Below are 19,173 nucleotides of genomic sequence, written 5' to 3'. Positions count from 1 at the left end.
GCACGATTTGCACGCGAAAACCTCTCTGGCGAAAGGTTCTGCCAGCCATCTTAGGAAGCGTCCGCAGGCGTCCCCATGCTGCTTTGGTGGTCGCGTTCTAGTCCGTTGGTAGTAGGGCTTGTGGGGCAATGCCAAGTCATGTCCGGACCGGGAAGTTTTCCCGGCAAGGGCGGGAGTTTTTCCGTATCCGGGGTGGCCCTGGCGTTCCAGTCTATGCAGGCCAAAACCTCCATTGGGAAACACCAAGATGACAATAAGATCGTTACCCGCCGCACACTCTCGCCTCTCGCTGGCCCCCTTGTCCCTCGCTGTGCAGGCCGTGCTGCTGGTCGGCACCCTGGCCATGGCGCCTGCCCATGCCAAGCCGGTGACCTGGGAAGACATCGCCGACGACCACAAGACCACCAACAACGTGCTGCAATACGGCATGGGCACCAACGCCCAGCGCTGGAGCCCGCTGGCAGCGGTCAACGACAAGAACGTGTTCAAGCTGACCCCGGCCTGGTCGTTCTCCTTCGGCGACGAGAAGCAGCGTGGACAGGAGTCGCAAGCGATCGTCAACGACGGCGTGGTCTACGTCACCGGATCCTACTCGCGGGTGTTCGCCCTCGACGCCAAGACCGGCAAGCGCCTGTGGACCTACAACCACCGCCTGCCGGACAACATTCGCCCGTGCTGCGACGTGGTCAACCGCGGTGCGGCGATCTTCGGCGACAAGATCTTCTTCGGCACCCTCGACGCCCGGGTCATCGCCCTGAACAAGGACACCGGCAAGGTGGTGTGGAACAAGAAGTTCGGCGATCACTCCGCCGGCTACACCATGACCGGCGCCCCGACCCTGATCAAGGACCAGAAGACCGGCAAGGTGCTGCTGATCCACGGCAGCTCCGGCGACGAATTCGGCGTGGTCGGCCAGCTCTACGCCCGCGACCCGGAAACGGGCGAAGAGGTGTGGATGCGTCCGTTCGTGGAAGGCCACATGGGCCGCCTGAACGGCAAGGACAGCACGCCGACCGGCGACGTCAAGGCGCCGTCCTGGCCGGATGATCCAACCACCGAGACCGGCAAGGTCGAAGCCTGGAGCCACGGCGGCGGCGCCCCATGGCAAAGCGCGAGCTTCGATGCCGAAACCAACACCATCATCGTCGGTGCCGGTAACCCGGGCCCATGGAACACCTGGGCGCGCACCTCGAAAGACGGCAACCCGCACGACTACGACAGCCTCTACACATCCGGCCAGGTCGGCGTCGATCCGAGCACCGGCGAGGTCAAGTGGTTCTACCAGCACACCCCGAACGATGCCTGGGACTTCTCCGGCAACAACGAACTGGTGCTGTTCGACTACAAGGACAAGGACGGCAAGCAGTACAAGGCCACCGCCCACGCCGACCGCAACGGTTTCTTCTATGTGGTGGACCGCACCAACGGCAAGCTGAAGAACGCCTTCCCGTTCGCCGACAACATCACCTGGGCCAGCCATATCGACCTCAAGACCGGGCGTCCGGTGGAGAACGAAGGCCAGCGTCCGCCCAAGCCTGCACCGGGCGAAACCAAGGGCAAGCCGGTGGAAGTCTCGCCGCCGTTCCTGGGTGGCAAGAACTGGAACCCGATGGCCTACAGCCAGGACACCGGCCTGTTCTACGTGCCGTCCAACCAGTGGAAAGAGGAATACTGGACCGAGGAAGTCAACTACAAGAAAGGCTCCGCCTACCTGGGCATGGGCTTCCGCATCAAACGCATGTACGAAGACCACGTAGGCTCGCTGCGGGCCATGGACCCGACCACCGGCAAGATGGTCTGGGAACACAAGGAGCGCCTGCCGCTGTGGGCCGGTGTGCTGGCGACCAAGGGCAACCTGGTGTTCACCGGTACCGGTGACGGCTACTTCAAAGCCTTCAACGCCAAGACCGGCGAGGAACTGTGGAAATTCCAGACCGGCAGCGGCATCGTCTCCCCGCCCATCACCTGGGAACAGGATGGCGAGCAGTACATCGGCGTAACCGTCGGCTACGGCGGCGCGGTGCCCCTGTGGGGCGGCGACATGGCCGAGCTGACCAAGCCGGTGGCACAGGGCGGTTCGTTCTGGGTATTCAAGATCCCAAGCTGGGATACCAAGACTGCGCAGCGTTGATCTGAGCCGGACAGCGGAGGCCCGATAGCCCCGCTGTCATCTTGAAGGCGACCTCGTCCCCTGTGGGAGCGGGTTCACCCGCGATGACGCCAGTGAATTCACCATCGCAATCGCGGCGGTTCGGCGGTCCGATGAACCCGCTCCCACAGGGTACGCGTTACCGTTTCCCGAAGGAGCTATCCATGAAATACCTCCCGCTACTCCTGACCCTCGCCATTACCCCAGCCTTTGCCGTGATCGCCGATGATGGCGACGACCAGCCGCTGGTGATCAATGGCTGCGTGATCCAGCCGGAAAGCCAGTGCCCGAATGCCGATCTCGCCGGTGCCGACCTGAACAACCAGGACATGAGCAAGATGAACCTGGCCGGCGCCAACCTGAAGGGCGCCGACCTGCGCCATGCCAGGCTCGACCTGGCCAATCTGGAAAAGGCCCAGTTGCAGGGCGCCAACCTCAACCGTGCCAGCCTGCAGCAGGCCAACCTGCGTATCGCTGACCTCACCGGCGCCAGCCTGATCGCCACCCAGGCCTGGGGCCTGTTCGCCCAAGGGGCCAAATTCAATGACGCCAACCTGAGCGGCGCCTACCTGGAGTTCGCTCGTCTTTCCGGGGCAAAGCTGCACAACAGCAATCTGCAGGCCGCCGACCTGGAAATGACCTGGCTGAGCCGCGCCGACCTGCTCGGGGCGAACCTGTCCGACGCCAACCTGCAGGAGGCCAAGTTCGGTGAAAGCAATCTGGAAAAGGCCGACCTGCGGGGCACCCGCAAGCATTATGCGAACTTCCAGGATGCCAACATGGAAGGTTGCGAAGGCTGTCCCAAGACCTGGGATTGATGGTGTTTTCACTGGCCTGATCGCTGGCAAGCCAGCTCCCACAGGGATCAGTAACCTGTGGGAGCTGGCTTGCCAGCGATCAGGCCCTCAAGTCAGGCCGCGATCCTGAGCAACCCCGTCTCGATCGCCAGGTGCACCAGCTCCGCATGCGAACTCACCTGCAACTTGCTCTTCAACAGCGTCAGGTAGTTCGACACGGTCTTTGCGCTCAGGCACAGGTGCTCGGCAATCATCCGCATCGACGTGCCCTTGGCCAGCATCAGGAATATCTCGGTTTCGCGCTGGGTCAGGCCGCTCAGGCGGGCGTCCTTTTGCTCGACCCGGTGCGGCTGGGTCGCCAGCTGGGTTGCCAGGGCCTGCTCGATATAGGCATGCCCGGCCAGCACCCGGCGTACGGCTTCGAGCAGGGTTGCCGCCGGCACCGACTTGGACAGGAAGCCACAGGCCCCGGCATCCAGCGCCTGGCGCACCAGACCAAGCTCGGTATGTTCGCTGAAAAACAGCACGCGCAGTTGCGGCAGCCTTTGGCGCAAGCGCCGGGTGGTCTCCAGCCCGCTGATACCGGGTAGATCGAAATCCATCAGGACCAGGCCCGGCACCTGCTCCTGCACACGCAACAAGGCTTCTTCACCGGAGGCGGCCTCGCGCACCGGCAGTTCTTCGGCAAGCACGGCACTCAGGCCCAAGCGCAGCATCGGATGGTCGTCGACCAGCAGGATGTCCATCGGCGTGTTCTCTGTTGTTATCGCTATGTTATCGCCACGGTCCCATGCTAGAGCCCTGCCCAAGCCCTTCGCCTACTACTTTGGTAGCGCTTTTGCTGTCGATGGTCGCATTCACAAAGCCTCGGCACTGACCTGTAATACCGGCATAACAAAAACGAGACTGACGACCATGCCGCCCCGTGTCCTGTCCGCCCTGTCCTGCCTGGCCTTGTCCTGCCTTTTCGCCAGCACTGCCCTGGCCGATGGCGCGCTGTTCTCCGCCGACGGCTACCGCAGCGGTCTTTATCGCAGCCCGACGCCCGCCACCGCCGAATCCGCCATCACCGTCGACACCGCCCGGGTCCAGACACTGCTGGAGCAACAACCGCCAGCCCTGCTGATCGACGTGTACAAGCGCCCGTTCCTCAACGGCCAATTCATCGCCAGCGAAGCCCATGCCAACCTGCCCGGCAGCCACTGGCTGGCCAATACCGGCGACGGCGAGCTGGATGCCCAATGGAGCCGGTACTTCAGCCGCCACCTCGAGCGCTTGAGCAATGGTGATCGCCAGCGCGCCATCGTCTTCTACTGCCGCTCGGACTGCTGGCTGAGCTGGAATGCGGTCAAGCGCGCCGCCGCGCTGGGCTACTCGCGGTTGTACTGGTACCGTGATGGCCTCGATGCCTGGGAAAACGCCGGCCTGCCCGTGGTCAGCGCCACGCCCGAAGCGTTTCCCTGAATCACGTTTTCCTTGCGGTCGAAACCAAAACAATAAGGTGCAAACGCCATGTACAAGATTCTGATCGCCGACGACCATCCGCTGTTTCGCGAGGCCATTCATAACGTCATCAGCGATGGCTTCCCCGGCAGCGAGGTAATGGAAACCGCCGACCTGGACAGCGCCCTGGCGCTAACCGGCGAGCACGACGATCTCGACCTCATCCTGCTCGACCTGAACATGCCCGGCATGCACGGTCTGGGCGGGCTGATCAACCTGCGCAACGAGGCGCCGACCATTCCGGTGGTGATCGTCTCTGCCGAACAGGACAAGCAGATCGTCCTGCAGGCCATCACCTATGGCGCAGTGGGCTTTATCACCAAGTCCTCGCCACGTTCGCAGATGACCGAGGCCATCGAGCAGATCCTCAACGGCAACGTGTACCTGCCGCCGGACATCATTCGCACCCAGAAAAGCGGCAGCCGCCGCAGCCAGAGCGAATCCCAGGGTTTCGCTCCGGAACTGCTCCAGGCCCTGACCCGCAAGCAACTGCTGGTGCTGGAACGCATGACCAAGGGCGAATCGAACAAGCAGATCGCCTACAACCTGGATATCGCCGAAACCACGGTCAAGGCCCACGTTTCCGCGATCCTGCGCAAGCTCAACGTACACAACCGGGTGCAAGCGATCCTCAGCGCGGGGGATATCGACTTCACGGCTTACCTGCGTCGCTGAACGAATTAATCGTTACGATCGGAATTAATCATTGATACACGCGGTTGCGCTGAAGTAAGCTCGGTCGCATTCAACTGGAGCAGCACATGAACCACGCCACCCACATCCACGCACAACACACCGGTCGCCCAGCGCGTTCCGTTGCGTCCGTGGCTGCCTGTGGCTCCATTGCTCCAACCGCGTTTTATTTCGGGTATTGGTTTAGCCACAGGCGCCGCTGATACCCACACCGGCGCCCACGAACAGGGCCGCCGAACACGAGAACTCTCGAACCCCCGGACGGCCCAGCCCTCCGGGGGTTTTGTTTTTCGGCCCGTCAACACCAGACACCACTGAGGAATCGACACATGAACTACACCACCTGCTACCGCTACCAAAGCTCTGCCTGGCGATTTAGCCACTGCCGTTCGGGCCAGCCAGCCGCCTCCGACCGGTCCGTTTCGGGTGGCATCAACACACATACACGTATCTGTCGAACACAACGATAGGGCCGAAGGCGCGGGACCGAACCCGCCTTCCGCCCAGGGAATACCGAACATGCAAGCGACTACCCAGGCACTGCCACTGAACACCCCCGCCGCAGCCAACACCTCCGTGAGCCTGCGTCTGCCCAGCCCCGTGCAACTCAAGCAACAGCTGCCGCTGTCCGCCGCCCTTGCGGCCCAGGTCCAGCAGCACCGCCACGCAGTCAAACAGATACTCGACGGCCATGACCCGCGCCTGCTCGTGGTGCTCGGCCCCTGTTCCCTGCACGATCCCCGCTCCGCCCTCGAATACGCCGACCGCCTGGCTGCGCTGGCCCGCCAGCTGGATGACAAACTGCTCCTGGTGATGCGTGCCTACGTGGAAAAACCCCGCACCACCGTGGGCTGGAAAGGCCTGGCCTACGACCCGCAGCTGGACGGCAGCGACGATATGCACGGCGGCCTGCGCCTGTCCCGCGAATTGATGCTGGGCATGCTCGAGCGCGGGCTGCCAGTGGCCACCGAACTGTTGCAACCGATGGCCGCCGGCTACTTCGACGATGTGCTGAGCTGGGCCGCGATCGGCGCCCGCACCACCGAATCGCAGATCCACCGCGAGATGGTCAGCGGCCTTGGCCTGCCGGTGGGCTTCAAGAACGGCACCGACGGCGGTGTCGGCATCGCCTGCGACGCCATCCGCAGCGCGGCCCACCCGCACCGTCATTTCGGCCTGGACGCCCAGGGCCACCCGGCCATCGTCGAAACCCTAGGCAACCCGGATACCCACCTGGTCCTGCGCGGCGGGCACAAGGGGCCCAACCATGATGCTGCGAGTGTCGCCATGGCGCGCCAGGGGCTGGCCAAGGCCGGAGTCGAAGCCCGGATCATGGTCGATTGCAGCCATGCCAACAGCGGCAAGGATCCCCTCAGGCAACCGGCGGTGCTGCGCGATGTGATCGACCAGCGTGTCGCGGGTGATCGCTCGCTGGTCGGGGTGATGATCGAAAGCCATCTGTTCGAGGGCTGCCAGGCACTGGGCAAGGCGCCGCTGAAGTACGGCGTGTCGATTACCGATGGCTGCCTGGGTTGGGACGCCACCGAGGCAATGTTGCGCGAGGCGGCTGCCCGTTTGTCGTAGGTTCCTGAAGATTGGCTTGCCAGCGATACCCACGCCATCGCTGGCAAGCGCGCGGAAAACTTACGCTTTCAACGCCTCCACCACGAACTCCAGCCGATCCTGGCCAAAGAACAGCTCCTCCCCTACAAAGCAGCTCGGCGCGCCGAACACCCCGCGACCCACGGCCTCTTCAGTAACGGCCTTCAACGCCGCCTTGACCTCGGGATCGCTTGTCAGCGCCTCGAACCCGGACGACTCGAAACCCGCTTCTTCCAGCACCTGCGTGATCACGGCCGGATCCCCAAGGTTGCGCCCGTCGGCCCACATTGCCCGATACATCGCGGCCAGCCATTGCTCGAAACGCTGCGGCTGACGCAACTGTATGCCAACCGCCGCACGCATCAGGCCCAGGGTGTTGATCGGGAAGTGCTCGTTGAACTTCAACGGCACACCGTAGCGCCGGGCATACCGATGCAGGTCCTTGAAAAAATAACGCCCCTTGGCCGGGATCGTCGCCGGCGAACTGTTGCCGGTGGCCTGGAACACGCCACCCAGCAACATCGGCCGCAACACCAGTTGCGCCCCGTGCTCGGCGCAGATCCCTGGCAGTTGGGTCCAGGCCAGGTAACTGGCCGGGCTGCCCAGATCGAAAAAGAATTCGACGGTCTTGTTCATGCTTCGGATCCTTGTCAAAGGTGGCGATTACCAGCGTTCCATCCACGGACGCAGGTCGAGTTCGAAGGTCCAGGCATCCCGTGGCTGGGCATGCAGGTGCCAGTAGTTGTCGGCGATATGCCCGGGGTCCAGGATGCCGTCCTGGTCCTTCAGCGCGTAGCGCTCGGGGAAGCTGTCGCGGATGAAGGCAGTGTCGATGGCACCGTCTACCACCACATGAGCGACATGGATGTTCCGCGGCCCCAGTTCCCGCGCCATGCTCTGGGCCAGGGCGCGAATGCCGTGCTTGGCTCCGGCGAAAGCGGCGAAGCCGGCAGCGCCGCGCAATCCCGCCGTGGCACCGGTGAACAGGATGGTGCCACGCTCGCGCACCACCATGCGGCGCGCCACCGCCTGGGCCGTGAGGAAGCCGGCGAAGCAGGCCATTTCCCAGATCTTGAAGTACTTGCGCGGCGTCTCTTCAAGAATGCTGCAAGGCACGTTGGCGCCGATGTTGAAGACGAAAGCCTCGATCGGGCCGATGCTGCTTTCGATCTGCTCGACCAGCGCGGCCACCTCTTCTTCCTTGCGGGCATCGGAGCCGAACCCGTGGGCCTGGCCACCCTCGGCACGGATTTCGTCCAGCAAGGGTTGCAGCTTGTCAGCGCTGCGCCGAGTCACACAGGCGATATAGCCTTCCCGGGCAAAGCGCCTGGCAATCGCGCCACCGGTGGCGTCGCCGGCACCGATCACCAGTACGACCTTGTTGTTGTCCTTCATGAGCTTTGCCTCATTGATGAATGATCGTTTAGTAAACGAACGCTATGCTATGATCCGGACTTTCGTCAAGCCACCAATTCGAGGATGCCCAGGTGCGCTATTCCACCGAACACAAGGAACAGACCCGGCAGAAGCTGGTGCAGAGCAGCGGCGCCATCGCCAAGCAAGGCGGCTTCGCCACTACTGGCGTGGCCGGGCTGATGAAGGCCATCGGCCTGACCGGTGGAGCGTTCTACAACCACTTTCCTTCGAAGGACGACCTGTTCAGCGAAATCGTGCGCCAGGAGCTATCCGGCAGCAGGATCAACCTGCGTGCACAAGGCGGCGAGTTGACGCCGGACCTGCTCAAGCGCTGCCTCGACCAATACCTGAGCATGGCCCATGTGCACAATCCGCAAAGCGGCTGCCCGATCCCGACCCTGGGCGCAGAGATCGCCCGCGCCGATAGCGCGGTGCGTGAAGAGGCGGAACACTGGCTGGTCACACTGCACCAGGCCTGGGCCGTGACCTTGAACGACGAAGCGCTGGCCTGGGCCATGCTCAGTCAATGCGTAGGAGCGCTGGTGATAGCGCGGATGCTGGCGGGGGAACAGACCCAGCGGGCCGTGTTGACGGCCAGCCGGGACTTCCTGCAGGCGGCGATGGAATAGATTTAATGCAGATCGTTGCGCCGGTACAGGCTCAAACCCACGGCCAGCACCGCCAGCATCCCGGCACACCCCGGTTGATCCATTGCATGACCCGCGCCGAGAAAGCCCGTACCGCATGCCGGCCGCCCAGGGCGTAGACCACCATCATCAGGCAATCGAGGGATGCGGTGATCACCGCCAGGACCAGGTACTGCTGCAGCACCGGCTGCTCCGGACGGATGAATTGCGGCAGGAACGCGGAAAAGAACAGCAGGCCCTTGGGATTGGACAGGCCGACGATCAGCGCACGGACGAAGGTCGACCGGCCACTGACCGCCGCCGCCCCGCCACTGACCCCGAGCGCCCGCACCGGCGCCCGCCAGAGCACCACCGCCAGGTACAGCAGGTACGCCGCGCCTACCCACTTGACCAGGCTGAACAACTGTTCCGACGCCTGCAACAAGGCGCCAAGGCCACACCCCACGGCGGCGATCAGGATCAGGTCGGAGAGCATCGCCCCGGCCATGCCGAAGCCGGCCACGCGCATGCCATGGCTGGCGCCGTTGTTCAAGGCCAGGAGCATGGCCGGGCCGGGCGTGATCATCACCGCGCTGGCGGCGATGACGTAAAGCAGAAGGGTCGAGGCGTCCATGATGGCTCCTGGCAGGTCGAAGGGCGCAGGATGCCTGCCTCGCCGCGCGCCCTCAAGCCCTCGAGGATTTTTTCCGCACGGCTCAACCAACGTGGCGAATCCCGGTCAAACTGCTCACCCCGAGCGTAACGGCAGGAGTCCTGTCTTGAAGTTTCCGCTGCACCGTCCACTGCTGTTGTGTCTTGCCCTCGGCGCAGTCGCCCCGGCCCCCGCCGCCACGGCCCCGCAGGGCACGACCGACGACCTGTTCAGCCTGTTCGATAATGTCGCGCGCATGGCCTCCTCGGGCCTGGCCAACTGGCTCAGGTTGTCGCGCGAGACGGCGGTGGCGGCCGGGGTCGAACCCATTCCGCTGGACATCCGCGCGCAACTCGAACCCTGGTATGACTTCCAGGTGCTCGACGCGGTGCGCTATCAGGTCGGCAATCCCGAACAACTGGACGCCGCCAGCGCCTTTCTGCAGAACCCGGATGTCGCCGCCGTCACCCTGGTGGACGTGATCGTCTTTCGCAACGCCGCGGACGCCCGCGACAACGTTGCCCTCTGGGCCCACGAACTCAAGCATGTGCAGCAATACCAGCAATGGGGCGTGGATGATTTCGCCGCGCGTTACACCCGTGACTACGAAGCCGTGGAAGCACCGGCCTACAAGATCCAGGCCGAAGTGAGCAACACCCTGCGCCTGATGCCCGGTAGCCGGCTGGCCGGGCATTGACGGGGCGTTTTCCTACGCTGGATGTGGCACGTCCTTCAGCCTGATTGCCCTGCACAGTCAGGCAAAATCCTATGCCTCGCCCTACGTGGGCCGTTTCCTACTGAAGGACCCTTCGCGCTTTTTGTAGGAATTTTCATCTAGGCAGGCTGAATTCTTCCACGCTTCTATACTCCTCGTACTCATCGAACCTGATTCGACGTATCGTGAGCGGCCCGCCTGAACCGGCGGTTTCCCTCCTGAGTGACTCGGGAAAAAACCATTCCTGATGCAGGAGTTTCCTACACGATGCACAAGATCCTGATCGTCGACGATCATCCCACCATCCGTTTTGCCGCCCGCCTGTTGCTGGAGCGCGAAGGCTACGAAGTGATCGGCGAAGCCCACGACGGGGTCAGTGCGGTCAGCCTGAGCCAGGAACTTGCCCCCGACGTCGTCGTGCTCGACCTCGGCCTGCCCCGCCTGGACGGCCTCAGCGTACTGGAACGCCTGCGCGCCCTGGATCCGGCGCCGCGGATCATGGTCTTCACCGGTCGGCCGCCGCGGCTGTTCGCCAAACGCTGCATCGAAGCCGGCGCCTCGGCGTTCGTGCGCAAGGACGAAGACCTGTCCATCCTCCTCGGCGCGCTCAAGGCCGTGCTCAGCGGTTATTCCTATCTGCCGGATGCGCTGAGCCTGGGCCCACGCTCGCAAACCGAGGACGACCGCCTGGACCGCCTCTCCAACCGCGAATTCGAAGTGATGCGGCAACTGGCCAAGGGCGCGACCAACAACGAGATCGCCGCCGCCATGATCCTGAGCTCGAAGACCATCAGCACCTACAAGACCCGCATCATGGACAAGCTCCAGGTGCGTTCCCTGGCCGAGCTGCTCGACCTGGCGAACCGCCGCGGGATGATCTGAACGACCGATGAACATCCTGCCACTGCTGGTCCTGACCCTGGGCCTGGTGCTGCCGCCGCCGCTGCTGGCGCAGGAGGCAGTGCCGCGGGACCTGCTCGGACGCTCCCTGAGCAGCAGTGCCCCGCCAACGCTCGGCGTTGCCGAGCGGCAATGGCTGGAGCAGAGGAAGCGGTTACGCCTTGGTACCTCGGCACCGGACTATCCGCCCTTCGATATCAATGTCAGCCAGCACGACTACGAAGGCCTGACCGCCGACTACGCCGGCCTGCTCGGCGAGCAGTTGAAGGTTGACGTCGAGGTCCTGCACTACCCCAGCCGCAGTGCCGCGATCCGCGCCCTGGAGCGCGGCGAGATCGACCTGCTCGGCAGCGCCAACGGCTTCGAGGAAGCCAACAGCGAACTGCTGCTCAGCCAGCCCTACGCCGACGACCAGGCCATCGTCGCCACGCCGCTGGGCAAGCCGCGCAACCCCGCCGACAAGCTGGCCGGCGCGCGCCTGGCAATGGTCGATCATTACCTGCCGGTAGAGCGCATCCGCCAGGTCTATCCCGATGCCAGGCTGCAACTCTACGCCTCGAGCATGGCGGCATTGGCTGCCCTGACCCAGGGCGATGCCGACGCCTTCATCGGCGACGCCATCAGTTCCGACTACCTGATCGGCAACCACTATCGCGACAGCGTGCAGATCGCCTGGTACGTCAAGCCCCTGCGCTCGTCGTTCAGGTTTGCCCTGGAACACGACAACGTTACCCTGCTGCGGCTCATCAACCAGGCCCTGGCCAGTCTGTCGGAGAGCGACCGGATCAACGTCGCGCGGCGCTGGAGCAGCGGCCTCAACAGCCCGCTGCTCAACCGCGGGGTGCTGCAACTGCAGCCTGGGGAACAGGACTGGATCCGCCGGCATCCGGACCTCAAGGTGGTGATCAACAAGTACTTCGCGCCCTTGACCTTCCTCGACGACAAGCAGCAGTTCCGCGGGATCACCGCCGATCTCCTGGAGCAGATCAGCCTGCGCACCGGGCTGCGCTTCCACACCATCGAGGCCGCCAGCGTGGCGCAGATGATCCAGTTGGTGGAGAGCGGCCAGGCCGACCTGATCGGCGCCCTGCCCTATGGCGGCGAGCGTGCCCGCGGCCTGCAGTTCACCCGGCCGTACCTGACCACGCCGCGGGTCCTGGTGACCTCCATCCGCGCCGATGCCCCGAACACCGCCGAGGCATTGCAGGGCAAGCGCCTGGCGCTGATCCGCGGCACGCCGTTCGCCGAAACCCTGCGCCGCGAGCATCCCGCCATCGAACTGGTCGAAGTCGACGACCCGCTGACCCTGATGGAATACGTGGCCCAGGGTCGCGCTGACGCGGCCATCAGCTCGCAGATCAACGCCGCCTATTTCATCAGCCGCCTGTTCAAGGATCGCCTGCGCATTGCCGCACTGCTGGACGACAGCCCGGCCACCGCGGCCTTCGCCACCGCCCGGGGCGACAATGAACTGCATGCCATCCTGGAAAAGACCCTGCTGAGCATCGAGCCGGACGAAATGACCCTGCTCGCCAACCGCTGGCGCACCAATGCGCTGGTCAGCGACAACCCTTGGCGCAATTATCGCGGGCTGGTCCTGCAGATTCTCCTGGCGGCCAGCCTGGCGATCGCCGCCGTGGTCCTGTGGAACCGCTACCTGCGGCGCCTGGTCGCCCAGCGCACTGCTGCCGAAGAAGCCTTGCAGCGCCAGTTGAAGATCAGCGAGGGCTTGCTTGTCGAACTGCGCCAGGCCAAGGAGCAGGCCGACAGCGCCAACCATGCCAAGAGCACCTTCCTCGCCACCATGAGCCATGAAATCCGCACGCCGATGAATGCGGTGATCGGCCTGCTCGAGCTGGCCCTGAAGGACGCCGGGCAAGGGCGCATCGACCAGCCGTCGCTGCAGGTGGCCTTCGATTCGGCCAGTGCCCTGCTGGAGCTTATCGGCGATGTGCTGGATATCGCCCGCATCGAATCCGGGCACATGACCCTCGCCCCGGAGCCGACCGACCTGTGCGCACTGGTTCGTGCCACCGCGCGGGTGTTCGAGAGCAGTGCCCGGCTCAAGGGCCTGGAGCTGCGCCTCGACCTGCCGCCGGCAACGCGGCCGCTGGCGGTGGATCCGCTGCGCCTGCGCCAGGTCCTGGCGAACCTGCTGAGCAATGCGCTGAAGTTCACCGAACGCGGCGAAGTGCGCGTCGGCCTGGAGCTGGAGCCGCAGGCAAATGAAGCACGGGTCCGCCTGGTCGTGGAAGACAGCGGCATCGGCATCAGCGCGGCGGACCAGGCCCGTCTGTTCAGCCCTTTCGTCCAGGCGGGCGGGCAGCCTGCGGGCCAGGGCAGCGGCCTGGGCCTGGTGATCAGCCGTACCCTGTGCGAATTGATGGGCGGCGCCCTGCGCCTTTCCAGCGAGCCGGGGCACGGGACCCGGGCCGAGGTCTCGCTGCTGCTGCCGTGGGCCAGTGAGCGGGCAGTCGCGGCGCCGAAGACCACGCAAAGCCCGGCCAGCACCCTGTCGCTGAATATCCTGGTAGTGGATGACTACCCGGCCAACCTGATGCTGCTGGGCAAGCAACTGGACGTGCTCGGCCACCGGGTCAGCCAGGCGGACAACGGCGCCCAGGCCTTGCAGATGTGGCGGGAAGGCAACTTCGACGTACTGATTACCGACTGCAACATGCCGGGGATGGATGGACATCAACTGGCCCGCGCGGTGCGGACAGAAGAAAGCCCGGGGCAGCGCTGCCTGATCCTGGGCCTGACGGCAAATGCCCAGGCCGAAGAGCGGGACCGCTGCCTGGCTTCGGGGATGGATGATTGCCTGTTCAAGCCGATCGGGCTGGGCGCGTTGCGCAGCCATCTGAGTGGCCTGGAGTCGGCGACGGCCGAGGATGACAGCGGCTTCGACCTGGACGAACTGCGACATCTGACCCAGAACGACCCACAGATGATCCGCCGGCTGGTGGAACAGCTGGCGAAAAGCACCGAGCAGGATCTGGCTTCGCTGCGGGCCTTGGGGCCGCAGGCTCCGCTTGCCCAGGTGAAGGCCCTGGCGCACCGGATTCGCGGCGGCATGAAAATGCTCAAGGCACGAGGGCTGGTGGAGCGCTGCGATGCACTGGAGCGCGGATGTGCCGAGGAAGTCGACGACGCGCGCCTGCAGGACTTGAAGCAAGCCCTGGAAGGGAGCCTGGAGCGGTTGCTGACACGGCTCGAACGAAACACCTGACGCTGCGCCCCATCGCTACACTGGAAGAATTCAGCGCAACCCGGGCAAGCGCACCAGCGACCAGCCAGTCTCCGATTCCGACAAGGTCAGGCGGATCTGCCCCAGTTGCATGTCGTTGAGCAGAGTCGATACCAGGTCCCCGACCATCCAGTTCGCTGTATTCGAGGCGATCACCCGCCCCTCGGCGGATATCAGTACCGCCTCGTGATCCAGGCGCATAAGGCTTTTCACCAGGAGCCGCTCGACGTTATGCAGCGAAAGGTCGAGCCCCGCCACGCCAATGAAGCGACCCTCGACATAAATCGGCATGGTGAAGGTCAGTACGTACATGTTGGTGCCGTAGAGGTCCACGTAGGGCCCTTCCACCACGCTGCGCCCGGTGTCGCGCGGCTTGCTGTACCACGGCATGGCGTTGTAGTCGTAGTAATTCTCGCGGCGGCGGTCGAAGTTGGGACGCAATGGCAGGGTCTTGCCACCATCGGCCAGGTACCACCACTCCAGGTGCATCTCGCGGTCGGCCAGGCCATTGGGGGCCACGATCACGCCACCGCCACAGCCAAAGGCCCCGGTGGCGAACAATTGCTTGTCGATGGCCGGGCGCAGTGACGCCAGGTCCCGCGCCACGGGCTGGCGACCTTCGGCCAGGACCCGCTGCCACAGGGTACGGGTTTCTTCCGCCAGTTCGCGCACCTGGCCGAAAATGGTGCCCAGGGTACTGTCCAGCTGCTGGGCGCAGGCCGAGAAGGACGCGTTATCGCTCGGGGCAAACATGGCATTACCTCACACAGGGTCCGGCAGTTCTGGTCATGGGGTGGGAAGAAGGAGTCAGTCCGGATCAGCCGCCAACAGTTCCAGGCGCAGGCTTATCAAACGCTTGATGCCCCGGGTGACGTGGGCTTCGGCCAGGGCACCGGCCAGCACCGGGTCACCCGCGACCAAGGCCTGGAGAATCGCCTGGTGCTCCTGTTCCACCAGGGTGATATCGCCGCCGCCAGCCGCCTCCATCCACAACAGTTCGCCGATTTCCGACTGCAGGCGCATTTCCGCGTGGGTCAAGCGCAGCGATTGGGCAGCCGCCGCTACCTCGATATGAAAGCGTGCGTCGGCACGGTGCCGAGCCAGACGCGAGCCGGCCTGGCGCAGGGTTTCTATATGCTGGCCGATGCGCGCCTGCTGCTCTGGCGAACTGCGCCTTGCCGCCAGGCGCGCGGCAGTGCCGGAGATCGCCGTCTGCTCGTCGCCGAGGTCGCGCAGGTCGGGCCCGCTCATTTCACGCAGCCTTTGCAGAAGCAGCGCCTCGGGCAGTTCCACCGGGGCGCAGACGAAGCTGCCGCCATTGCGACCACGACGGGTTTCGATCAGGCCACGCTGGCGCAGCACCACCAGAGCCTCGCGCAGGGTCACCGTGGCCACGCCCAGCTGCAGGGCCAGTTCCGACTCGCTGGGCAATTGCTGGCCCTCGGCGAACAGGCCAAGTTCGATGGCCTCGACCAGACGCCGCGCCACTTCATCGGTGCGCCCCTCCTGGCGCAGACGGATGAACGCGGTGTTGCGGGCACTATTCAGGGCAGTCATTGCCTCTCCCTTTTCGAGCACCACGAAGGCACCCGGTTAAAAATTCGGTTTCGCATCTTATAGCGAAGCACAGCTCAGGTGTTAGCGCCTTATTTCCTTGTGGCAAAGCAAAAAAGCACGGCGAGGCTAGGCAGCAAATTTAAGATATGGTTTTATATGTTTAAGCCTTGCACAGGCCACTGTCCCTGTGCGCCTGTATTCACCAATAACTCCAAACAGGAATACGCAATGCAGACCCGACTCCTGATCAACGGCCAACTGGTCGATGGCCAAGGTGATCCCTACGCCGTGTACAACCCGTCCGAAGGTGCCGTGCTGGCGAACATTCCAGAGGCCAGCAGCACCCAGGTGGACGCCGCCGTGCAAGCCGCCGATCAGGCGTTCGACGGTTGGGCGCAGACCCCGCCGAAAGACCGCGCCCACCTCCTCCTCAAGCTGGCGGACCTGATCGAGGCCAATGCCGAACACCTGGCCCGGCTGGAGTCGCTGAACTGTGGCAAACCCTACCAGGCTGCGCTGAACGACGAGATCCCGGCCATCGCCGACGTGTTCCGCTATTTCGCCGGCGCCAGCCGTTGCCTGTCGGGCTCGGCCGGTGGCGAGTACCTGCCGGGTCATACCTCGATGATCCGCCGCGATCCGCTGGGCGTCATCGCTTCCATCGCACCGTGGAACTACCCGCTGATGATGGTCGCCTGGAAGCTGGCACCCGCCCTCGCCGCCGGCAATACCGTGGTGCTCAAGCCTTCCGAGCAGACCCCGCTGACCGCCCTGGCCCTGGCCGAGCTGATCGCCGGGCTGTTCCCGGCCGGCGTGGTCAATATTCTTTTCGGTCGCGGCCCTAGCGTAGGCGAACCGCTGGTCAATCATTCCAAGGTGCGCATGGTGTCCCTCACCGGCTCGGTCGCCACCGGAGCGCGGATCATCGCCAGCACCGCCGGCAGCGTCAAACGTACCCATATGGAACTGGGCGGCAAGGCCCCGGTGCTGATCTTCGACGACGCCGATATCGATGCGGCGGTCGAGGGCATCCGCGCCTTCGCGTTCTACAACGCCGGCCAGGACTGCACCGCAGCCTGCCGCCTGTATGTACAGCGCGGCGTCTACGAGCGCTTCGTCAACCAGCTGGGCGAGGCCGTCGCCAGCCTGCGCATGGGCCTGCAGGACGATCCGGAAACCGAACTCGGCCCACTTATCACCCGTGATCACCTGCAGCGCGTAGAGGGCTTCGTCACGCGGGCCAAGGCCCAGCCGCATATCCGCGTAATCACCGGTGGCAACCGGGTCGATGGCCCGGGCTACTTCTTCGAACCGACCGTGCTGGCAGATGCCCGGCAGGACGACGAGATCGTCCAGCGCGAGGTGTTCGGCCCGGTCGTCAGCATTACCCCGTTCGACGACGAAGCACAGGCCCTGGCCTGGGCCAACGACTCCGACTACGGCCTGGCCTCGTCGGTGTGGACCCGGGACATCGGTCGGGCTACCCGCCTTTCGGCGCGCCTGCAATATGGCTGCACCTGGATCAACACCCATTTCATGCTGGTCAGCGAAATGCCCCATGGCGGCATGAAGCAGTCCGGCTATGGCAAGGACATGTCCATGTATGGCCTGGAGGACTACACCTGCGTGCGCCACGTCATGTTCAAGCACTGATTACCGATGAAAACGCCGATTGTGGCGGCCGAAACAAAACATATAAAACCATAGGCAATATGGCATACGAGGACTCTCCATGCTAATCACCGGCATCAAAAGCCGTCCGGTCTACGACCGGCTGCACCCCATGGCAGGAGGCCTGCGTCATCTGATTGCGGGCCAGGGCAGCGGCGGCGCGGCCATGCTGCGCCTGATCGGCGACATGTCCAACGAACAGCGCGGCAACAGCACCCTGCTCTATTCCGTCGAATCCTTCTCCGGCCATAACCATCTGCAGGCCTTGCAGCAGGCCGAGGTCGCCGGGCTGGAGGTGTTCGCCAGCAACCAGGAACTGATCGATGCCCTGCGCGAGCGGCTCGGCGATGCACGCATGGGCACGCGCCTGTACCTCAGCGGCTCAGAAAGCTTCATCGGCACGGCCATGCAGGCGGCCAACGCCGTGGACCTTAATCGCGACGAAGTGCTGCGCGAACACAGCGGCACCCTGGTCCGCCGGGTCTGGTGCGCGCATTGCGACACCTACACCGAGAACGTCACCCAGCGCGTCTTCGTCTGCCCGGGCTGCCAGTTGCACCTGGTGGTGCGCGATCACTATTCCCGTCGTCTGGCCGCCTTCCAGGGCATCAAGGCCGACGGCGAAGTCCCGGGCGAATTGCCCGCCGCCGAGGAGCTCGATACATGAACACCCATAACGGCACCCTGAGCGTGCGCGTCGCCCGCATCGAGGCGATGACCCCGGAAATCACCCGCTTCACCCTGGTCGACCCGGATGGCAAGCACCTACCGGCCTTCTCCGGCGGCAGCCATGTGGTGGTGATCCTCGAGGACGGCGACAAGACCCACCGCAACGCCTACTCGTTGATGAGCTCGCCCTACGACTCCAGCGCCTACCAGATTGCCGTACGCCGCGTCGCCGATGGCCGTGGTGGCTCGCGCTACCTGCACGAGCGGGTCGCTGAAGGCGATCTGCTGCAGATCCTGCAACCGGCCAACCTGTTCCCACTGGCCAAGCACGGCCGCCAGCACCTGTTCATCGCAGGCGGCGTAGGCATCACCCCGGTCTACTCGCAACTGGAAGAGCTGGAATTGAAAAAGGCCAGCTTCGAATTGCACCTGGCCGTGCGCGGCCCCGGGCACATCGCCCTTGGGCGCGAGTTGCAGGAGCGCTACGGCGCCCGCGTGCACCTCTATGTACAGGGCGAGGATGAACGCATGGACATCTCGCGCATTCTCTTTGGCCGTCCCCTTGGCAGCCATGTGTACGTGTGCGGCCCGGACAGCATGATCGACGACACCATCGAAGGTGCCCGCGCCCTTGGCTGGACCGACAGCCATATCCACTACGAGCGCTTCGTCGAGCAAGGCTCCAGTGGCCGGCCGTTCAGCGTCACCCTGGCGCGCCAGGGCGTGACCCTCGAGGTGCCGGCCGAACAATCGCTGCTCGAAGCGGCCGAGCAGGCCGGCTACAAGGTGCCCTACCTGTGCCGCGGCGGCGCCTGTGGCTACTGCGAAACCGAAGTGCTGGAAGTGGACGGTGAACTGGACCACCGCGATGACTGGCTCAGCGAGGAAGACAAGCTGGGCAAGCGCAAATTCATGCCATGCGTATCCCGCGCCAATTGCACACGCCTGGTCGTGGACCTCTGAGACAGGACAACAA

Annotated in this window: 18 protein-coding genes; 12 read left to right on the top strand and 6 right to left on the bottom strand. The window is 64.3% G+C overall.

Going from position 1 to position 19,173, the window contains the following annotated elements; genetic code table 11:
• Positions 1 to 343: 343 nt before the first annotated feature.
• On the top strand, positions 344 to 2,131 hold the full coding sequence (gene exaA, locus CSV86_RS11175; RefSeq protein WP_240160484.1) for a quinoprotein ethanol dehydrogenase: 1,788 nt from the start codon (positions 344 to 346) through the stop codon (positions 2,129 to 2,131).
• A 182-nt stretch (positions 2,132 to 2,313) separates the two neighbouring features.
• Positions 2,314 to 2,967, top strand: a complete 654-nt coding sequence (locus CSV86_RS11170; RefSeq protein ID WP_009398450.1) for a pentapeptide repeat-containing protein — start codon at positions 2,314 to 2,316, stop codon at positions 2,965 to 2,967.
• Between the two features lie 92 nt (positions 2,968 to 3,059).
• Here CSV86_RS11170 and CSV86_RS11165 read toward each other — a convergent pair whose 3' ends face one another.
• Positions 3,060 to 3,692, bottom strand: coding sequence for a response regulator (locus CSV86_RS11165; protein ID WP_009398448.1), 633 nt, complete (start codon positions 3,690 to 3,692; stop codon positions 3,060 to 3,062).
• A 169-nt stretch (positions 3,693 to 3,861) separates the two neighbouring features.
• Here CSV86_RS11165 and CSV86_RS11160 point away from each other — a divergent pair, with 169 nt between their 5' ends.
• From CSV86_RS11160 to CSV86_RS11150, 3 genes are all read left to right on the top strand, one after another.
• Entirely contained in the window at positions 3,862 to 4,410 is a 549-nt protein-coding gene (locus tag CSV86_RS11160; RefSeq protein WP_009398446.1) for a PQQ-dependent catabolism-associated CXXCW motif protein, read from the top strand.
• A gap of 48 nt (positions 4,411 to 4,458) precedes the next feature.
• A complete protein-coding gene (locus CSV86_RS11155; RefSeq protein WP_009398444.1) occupies positions 4,459 to 5,124 on the top strand; it encodes a response regulator in 666 nt (221 codons plus the stop codon).
• 537 nt (positions 5,125 to 5,661) lie between these two features.
• Entirely contained in the window at positions 5,662 to 6,726 is a 1,065-nt protein-coding gene (locus CSV86_RS11150) for a 3-deoxy-7-phosphoheptulonate synthase (RefSeq protein ID WP_009398442.1), read from the top strand.
• Positions 6,727 to 6,786: 60 nt separating this feature from the next.
• Here CSV86_RS11150 and CSV86_RS11145 read toward each other — a convergent pair whose 3' ends face one another.
• Together CSV86_RS11145 and CSV86_RS11140 are read right to left on the bottom strand one after the other, a co-directional pair.
• A complete protein-coding gene (locus CSV86_RS11145) occupies positions 6,787 to 7,380 on the bottom strand; it encodes a 2-hydroxychromene-2-carboxylate isomerase (protein WP_009398436.1) in 594 nt (197 codons plus the stop codon).
• Between the two features lie 27 nt (positions 7,381 to 7,407).
• The gene (locus CSV86_RS11140) at positions 7,408 to 8,139 is read right to left on the bottom strand and encodes an SDR family oxidoreductase (protein WP_009398418.1); all 732 of its coding nucleotides are present in this window, start codon (positions 8,137 to 8,139) and stop codon (positions 7,408 to 7,410) included.
• A gap of 92 nt (positions 8,140 to 8,231) precedes the next feature.
• Here CSV86_RS11140 and CSV86_RS11135 point away from each other — a divergent pair, with 92 nt between their 5' ends.
• A complete protein-coding gene (locus tag CSV86_RS11135) occupies positions 8,232 to 8,789 on the top strand; it encodes a TetR/AcrR family transcriptional regulator (protein WP_009398416.1) in 558 nt (185 codons plus the stop codon).
• A 31-nt stretch (positions 8,790 to 8,820) separates the two neighbouring features.
• Here the strand turns inward: CSV86_RS11135 and CSV86_RS11130 are convergent, their stop codons facing one another.
• On the bottom strand, positions 8,821 to 9,420 hold the full coding sequence (locus CSV86_RS11130; protein ID WP_240160413.1) for a LysE family translocator: 600 nt from the start codon (positions 9,418 to 9,420) through the stop codon (positions 8,821 to 8,823).
• 145 nt (positions 9,421 to 9,565) lie between these two features.
• On the opposite strand from CSV86_RS11130, the gene CSV86_RS11125 reads away from it, so the two are divergent.
• The 3 genes from CSV86_RS11125 (at position 9,566) to CSV86_RS11115 (ending at position 14,282) form a co-directional block, all read left to right on the top strand.
• Positions 9,566 to 10,135 (top strand): eCIS core domain-containing protein, encoded by a 570-nt coding sequence (locus CSV86_RS11125; protein WP_009398412.1) that lies wholly within the window; start codon positions 9,566 to 9,568, stop codon positions 10,133 to 10,135.
• 285 nt (positions 10,136 to 10,420) lie between these two features.
• Positions 10,421 to 11,035, top strand: coding sequence for a response regulator transcription factor (locus CSV86_RS11120; protein ID WP_009398407.1), 615 nt, complete (start codon positions 10,421 to 10,423; stop codon positions 11,033 to 11,035).
• Positions 11,036 to 11,042: 7 nt separating this feature from the next.
• A complete protein-coding gene (locus CSV86_RS11115; protein WP_009398406.1) occupies positions 11,043 to 14,282 on the top strand; it encodes a transporter substrate-binding domain-containing protein in 3,240 nt (1,079 codons plus the stop codon).
• Positions 14,283 to 14,312: 30 nt separating this feature from the next.
• Here CSV86_RS11115 and CSV86_RS11110 read toward each other — a convergent pair whose 3' ends face one another.
• Both CSV86_RS11110 and CSV86_RS11105 read right to left on the bottom strand, forming a co-directional pair.
• Positions 14,313 to 15,053 (bottom strand): PDC sensor domain-containing protein, encoded by a 741-nt coding sequence (locus CSV86_RS11110; protein WP_009398405.1) that lies wholly within the window; start codon positions 15,051 to 15,053, stop codon positions 14,313 to 14,315.
• 54 nt (positions 15,054 to 15,107) lie between these two features.
• Positions 15,108 to 15,857, bottom strand: a complete 750-nt coding sequence (locus CSV86_RS11105) for a FadR/GntR family transcriptional regulator (RefSeq protein ID WP_009398404.1) — start codon at positions 15,855 to 15,857, stop codon at positions 15,108 to 15,110.
• A gap of 228 nt (positions 15,858 to 16,085) precedes the next feature.
• Here CSV86_RS11105 and CSV86_RS11100 point away from each other — a divergent pair, with 228 nt between their 5' ends.
• The 3 genes from CSV86_RS11100 (at position 16,086) to CSV86_RS11090 (ending at position 19,160) form a co-directional block, all read left to right on the top strand.
• Positions 16,086 to 17,510, top strand: coding sequence for a gamma-aminobutyraldehyde dehydrogenase (locus tag CSV86_RS11100; RefSeq protein ID WP_009398403.1), 1,425 nt, complete (start codon positions 16,086 to 16,088; stop codon positions 17,508 to 17,510).
• Positions 17,511 to 17,589: 79 nt separating this feature from the next.
• Positions 17,590 to 18,195 (top strand): dimethylamine monooxygenase subunit DmmA family protein, encoded by a 606-nt coding sequence (locus tag CSV86_RS11095; RefSeq protein WP_009398401.1) that lies wholly within the window; start codon positions 17,590 to 17,592, stop codon positions 18,193 to 18,195.
• Positions 18,192 to 19,160, top strand: a complete 969-nt coding sequence (locus tag CSV86_RS11090; protein WP_009398399.1) for a PDR/VanB family oxidoreductase — start codon at positions 18,192 to 18,194, stop codon at positions 19,158 to 19,160. Before CSV86_RS11095 ends, CSV86_RS11090 begins: the two co-directional genes overlap by 4 nt.
• Positions 19,161 to 19,173 lie beyond the last annotated feature (13 nt).

Origin of the sequence: Pseudomonas bharatica CSV86 (assembly GCF_000319305.2) — a bacterium.
Classification (GTDB): Bacteria; Pseudomonadota; Gammaproteobacteria; order Pseudomonadales; family Pseudomonadaceae; genus Aquipseudomonas; species Aquipseudomonas bharatica.
This window is presented reverse-complemented; position numbering and strand designations above follow the sequence as displayed.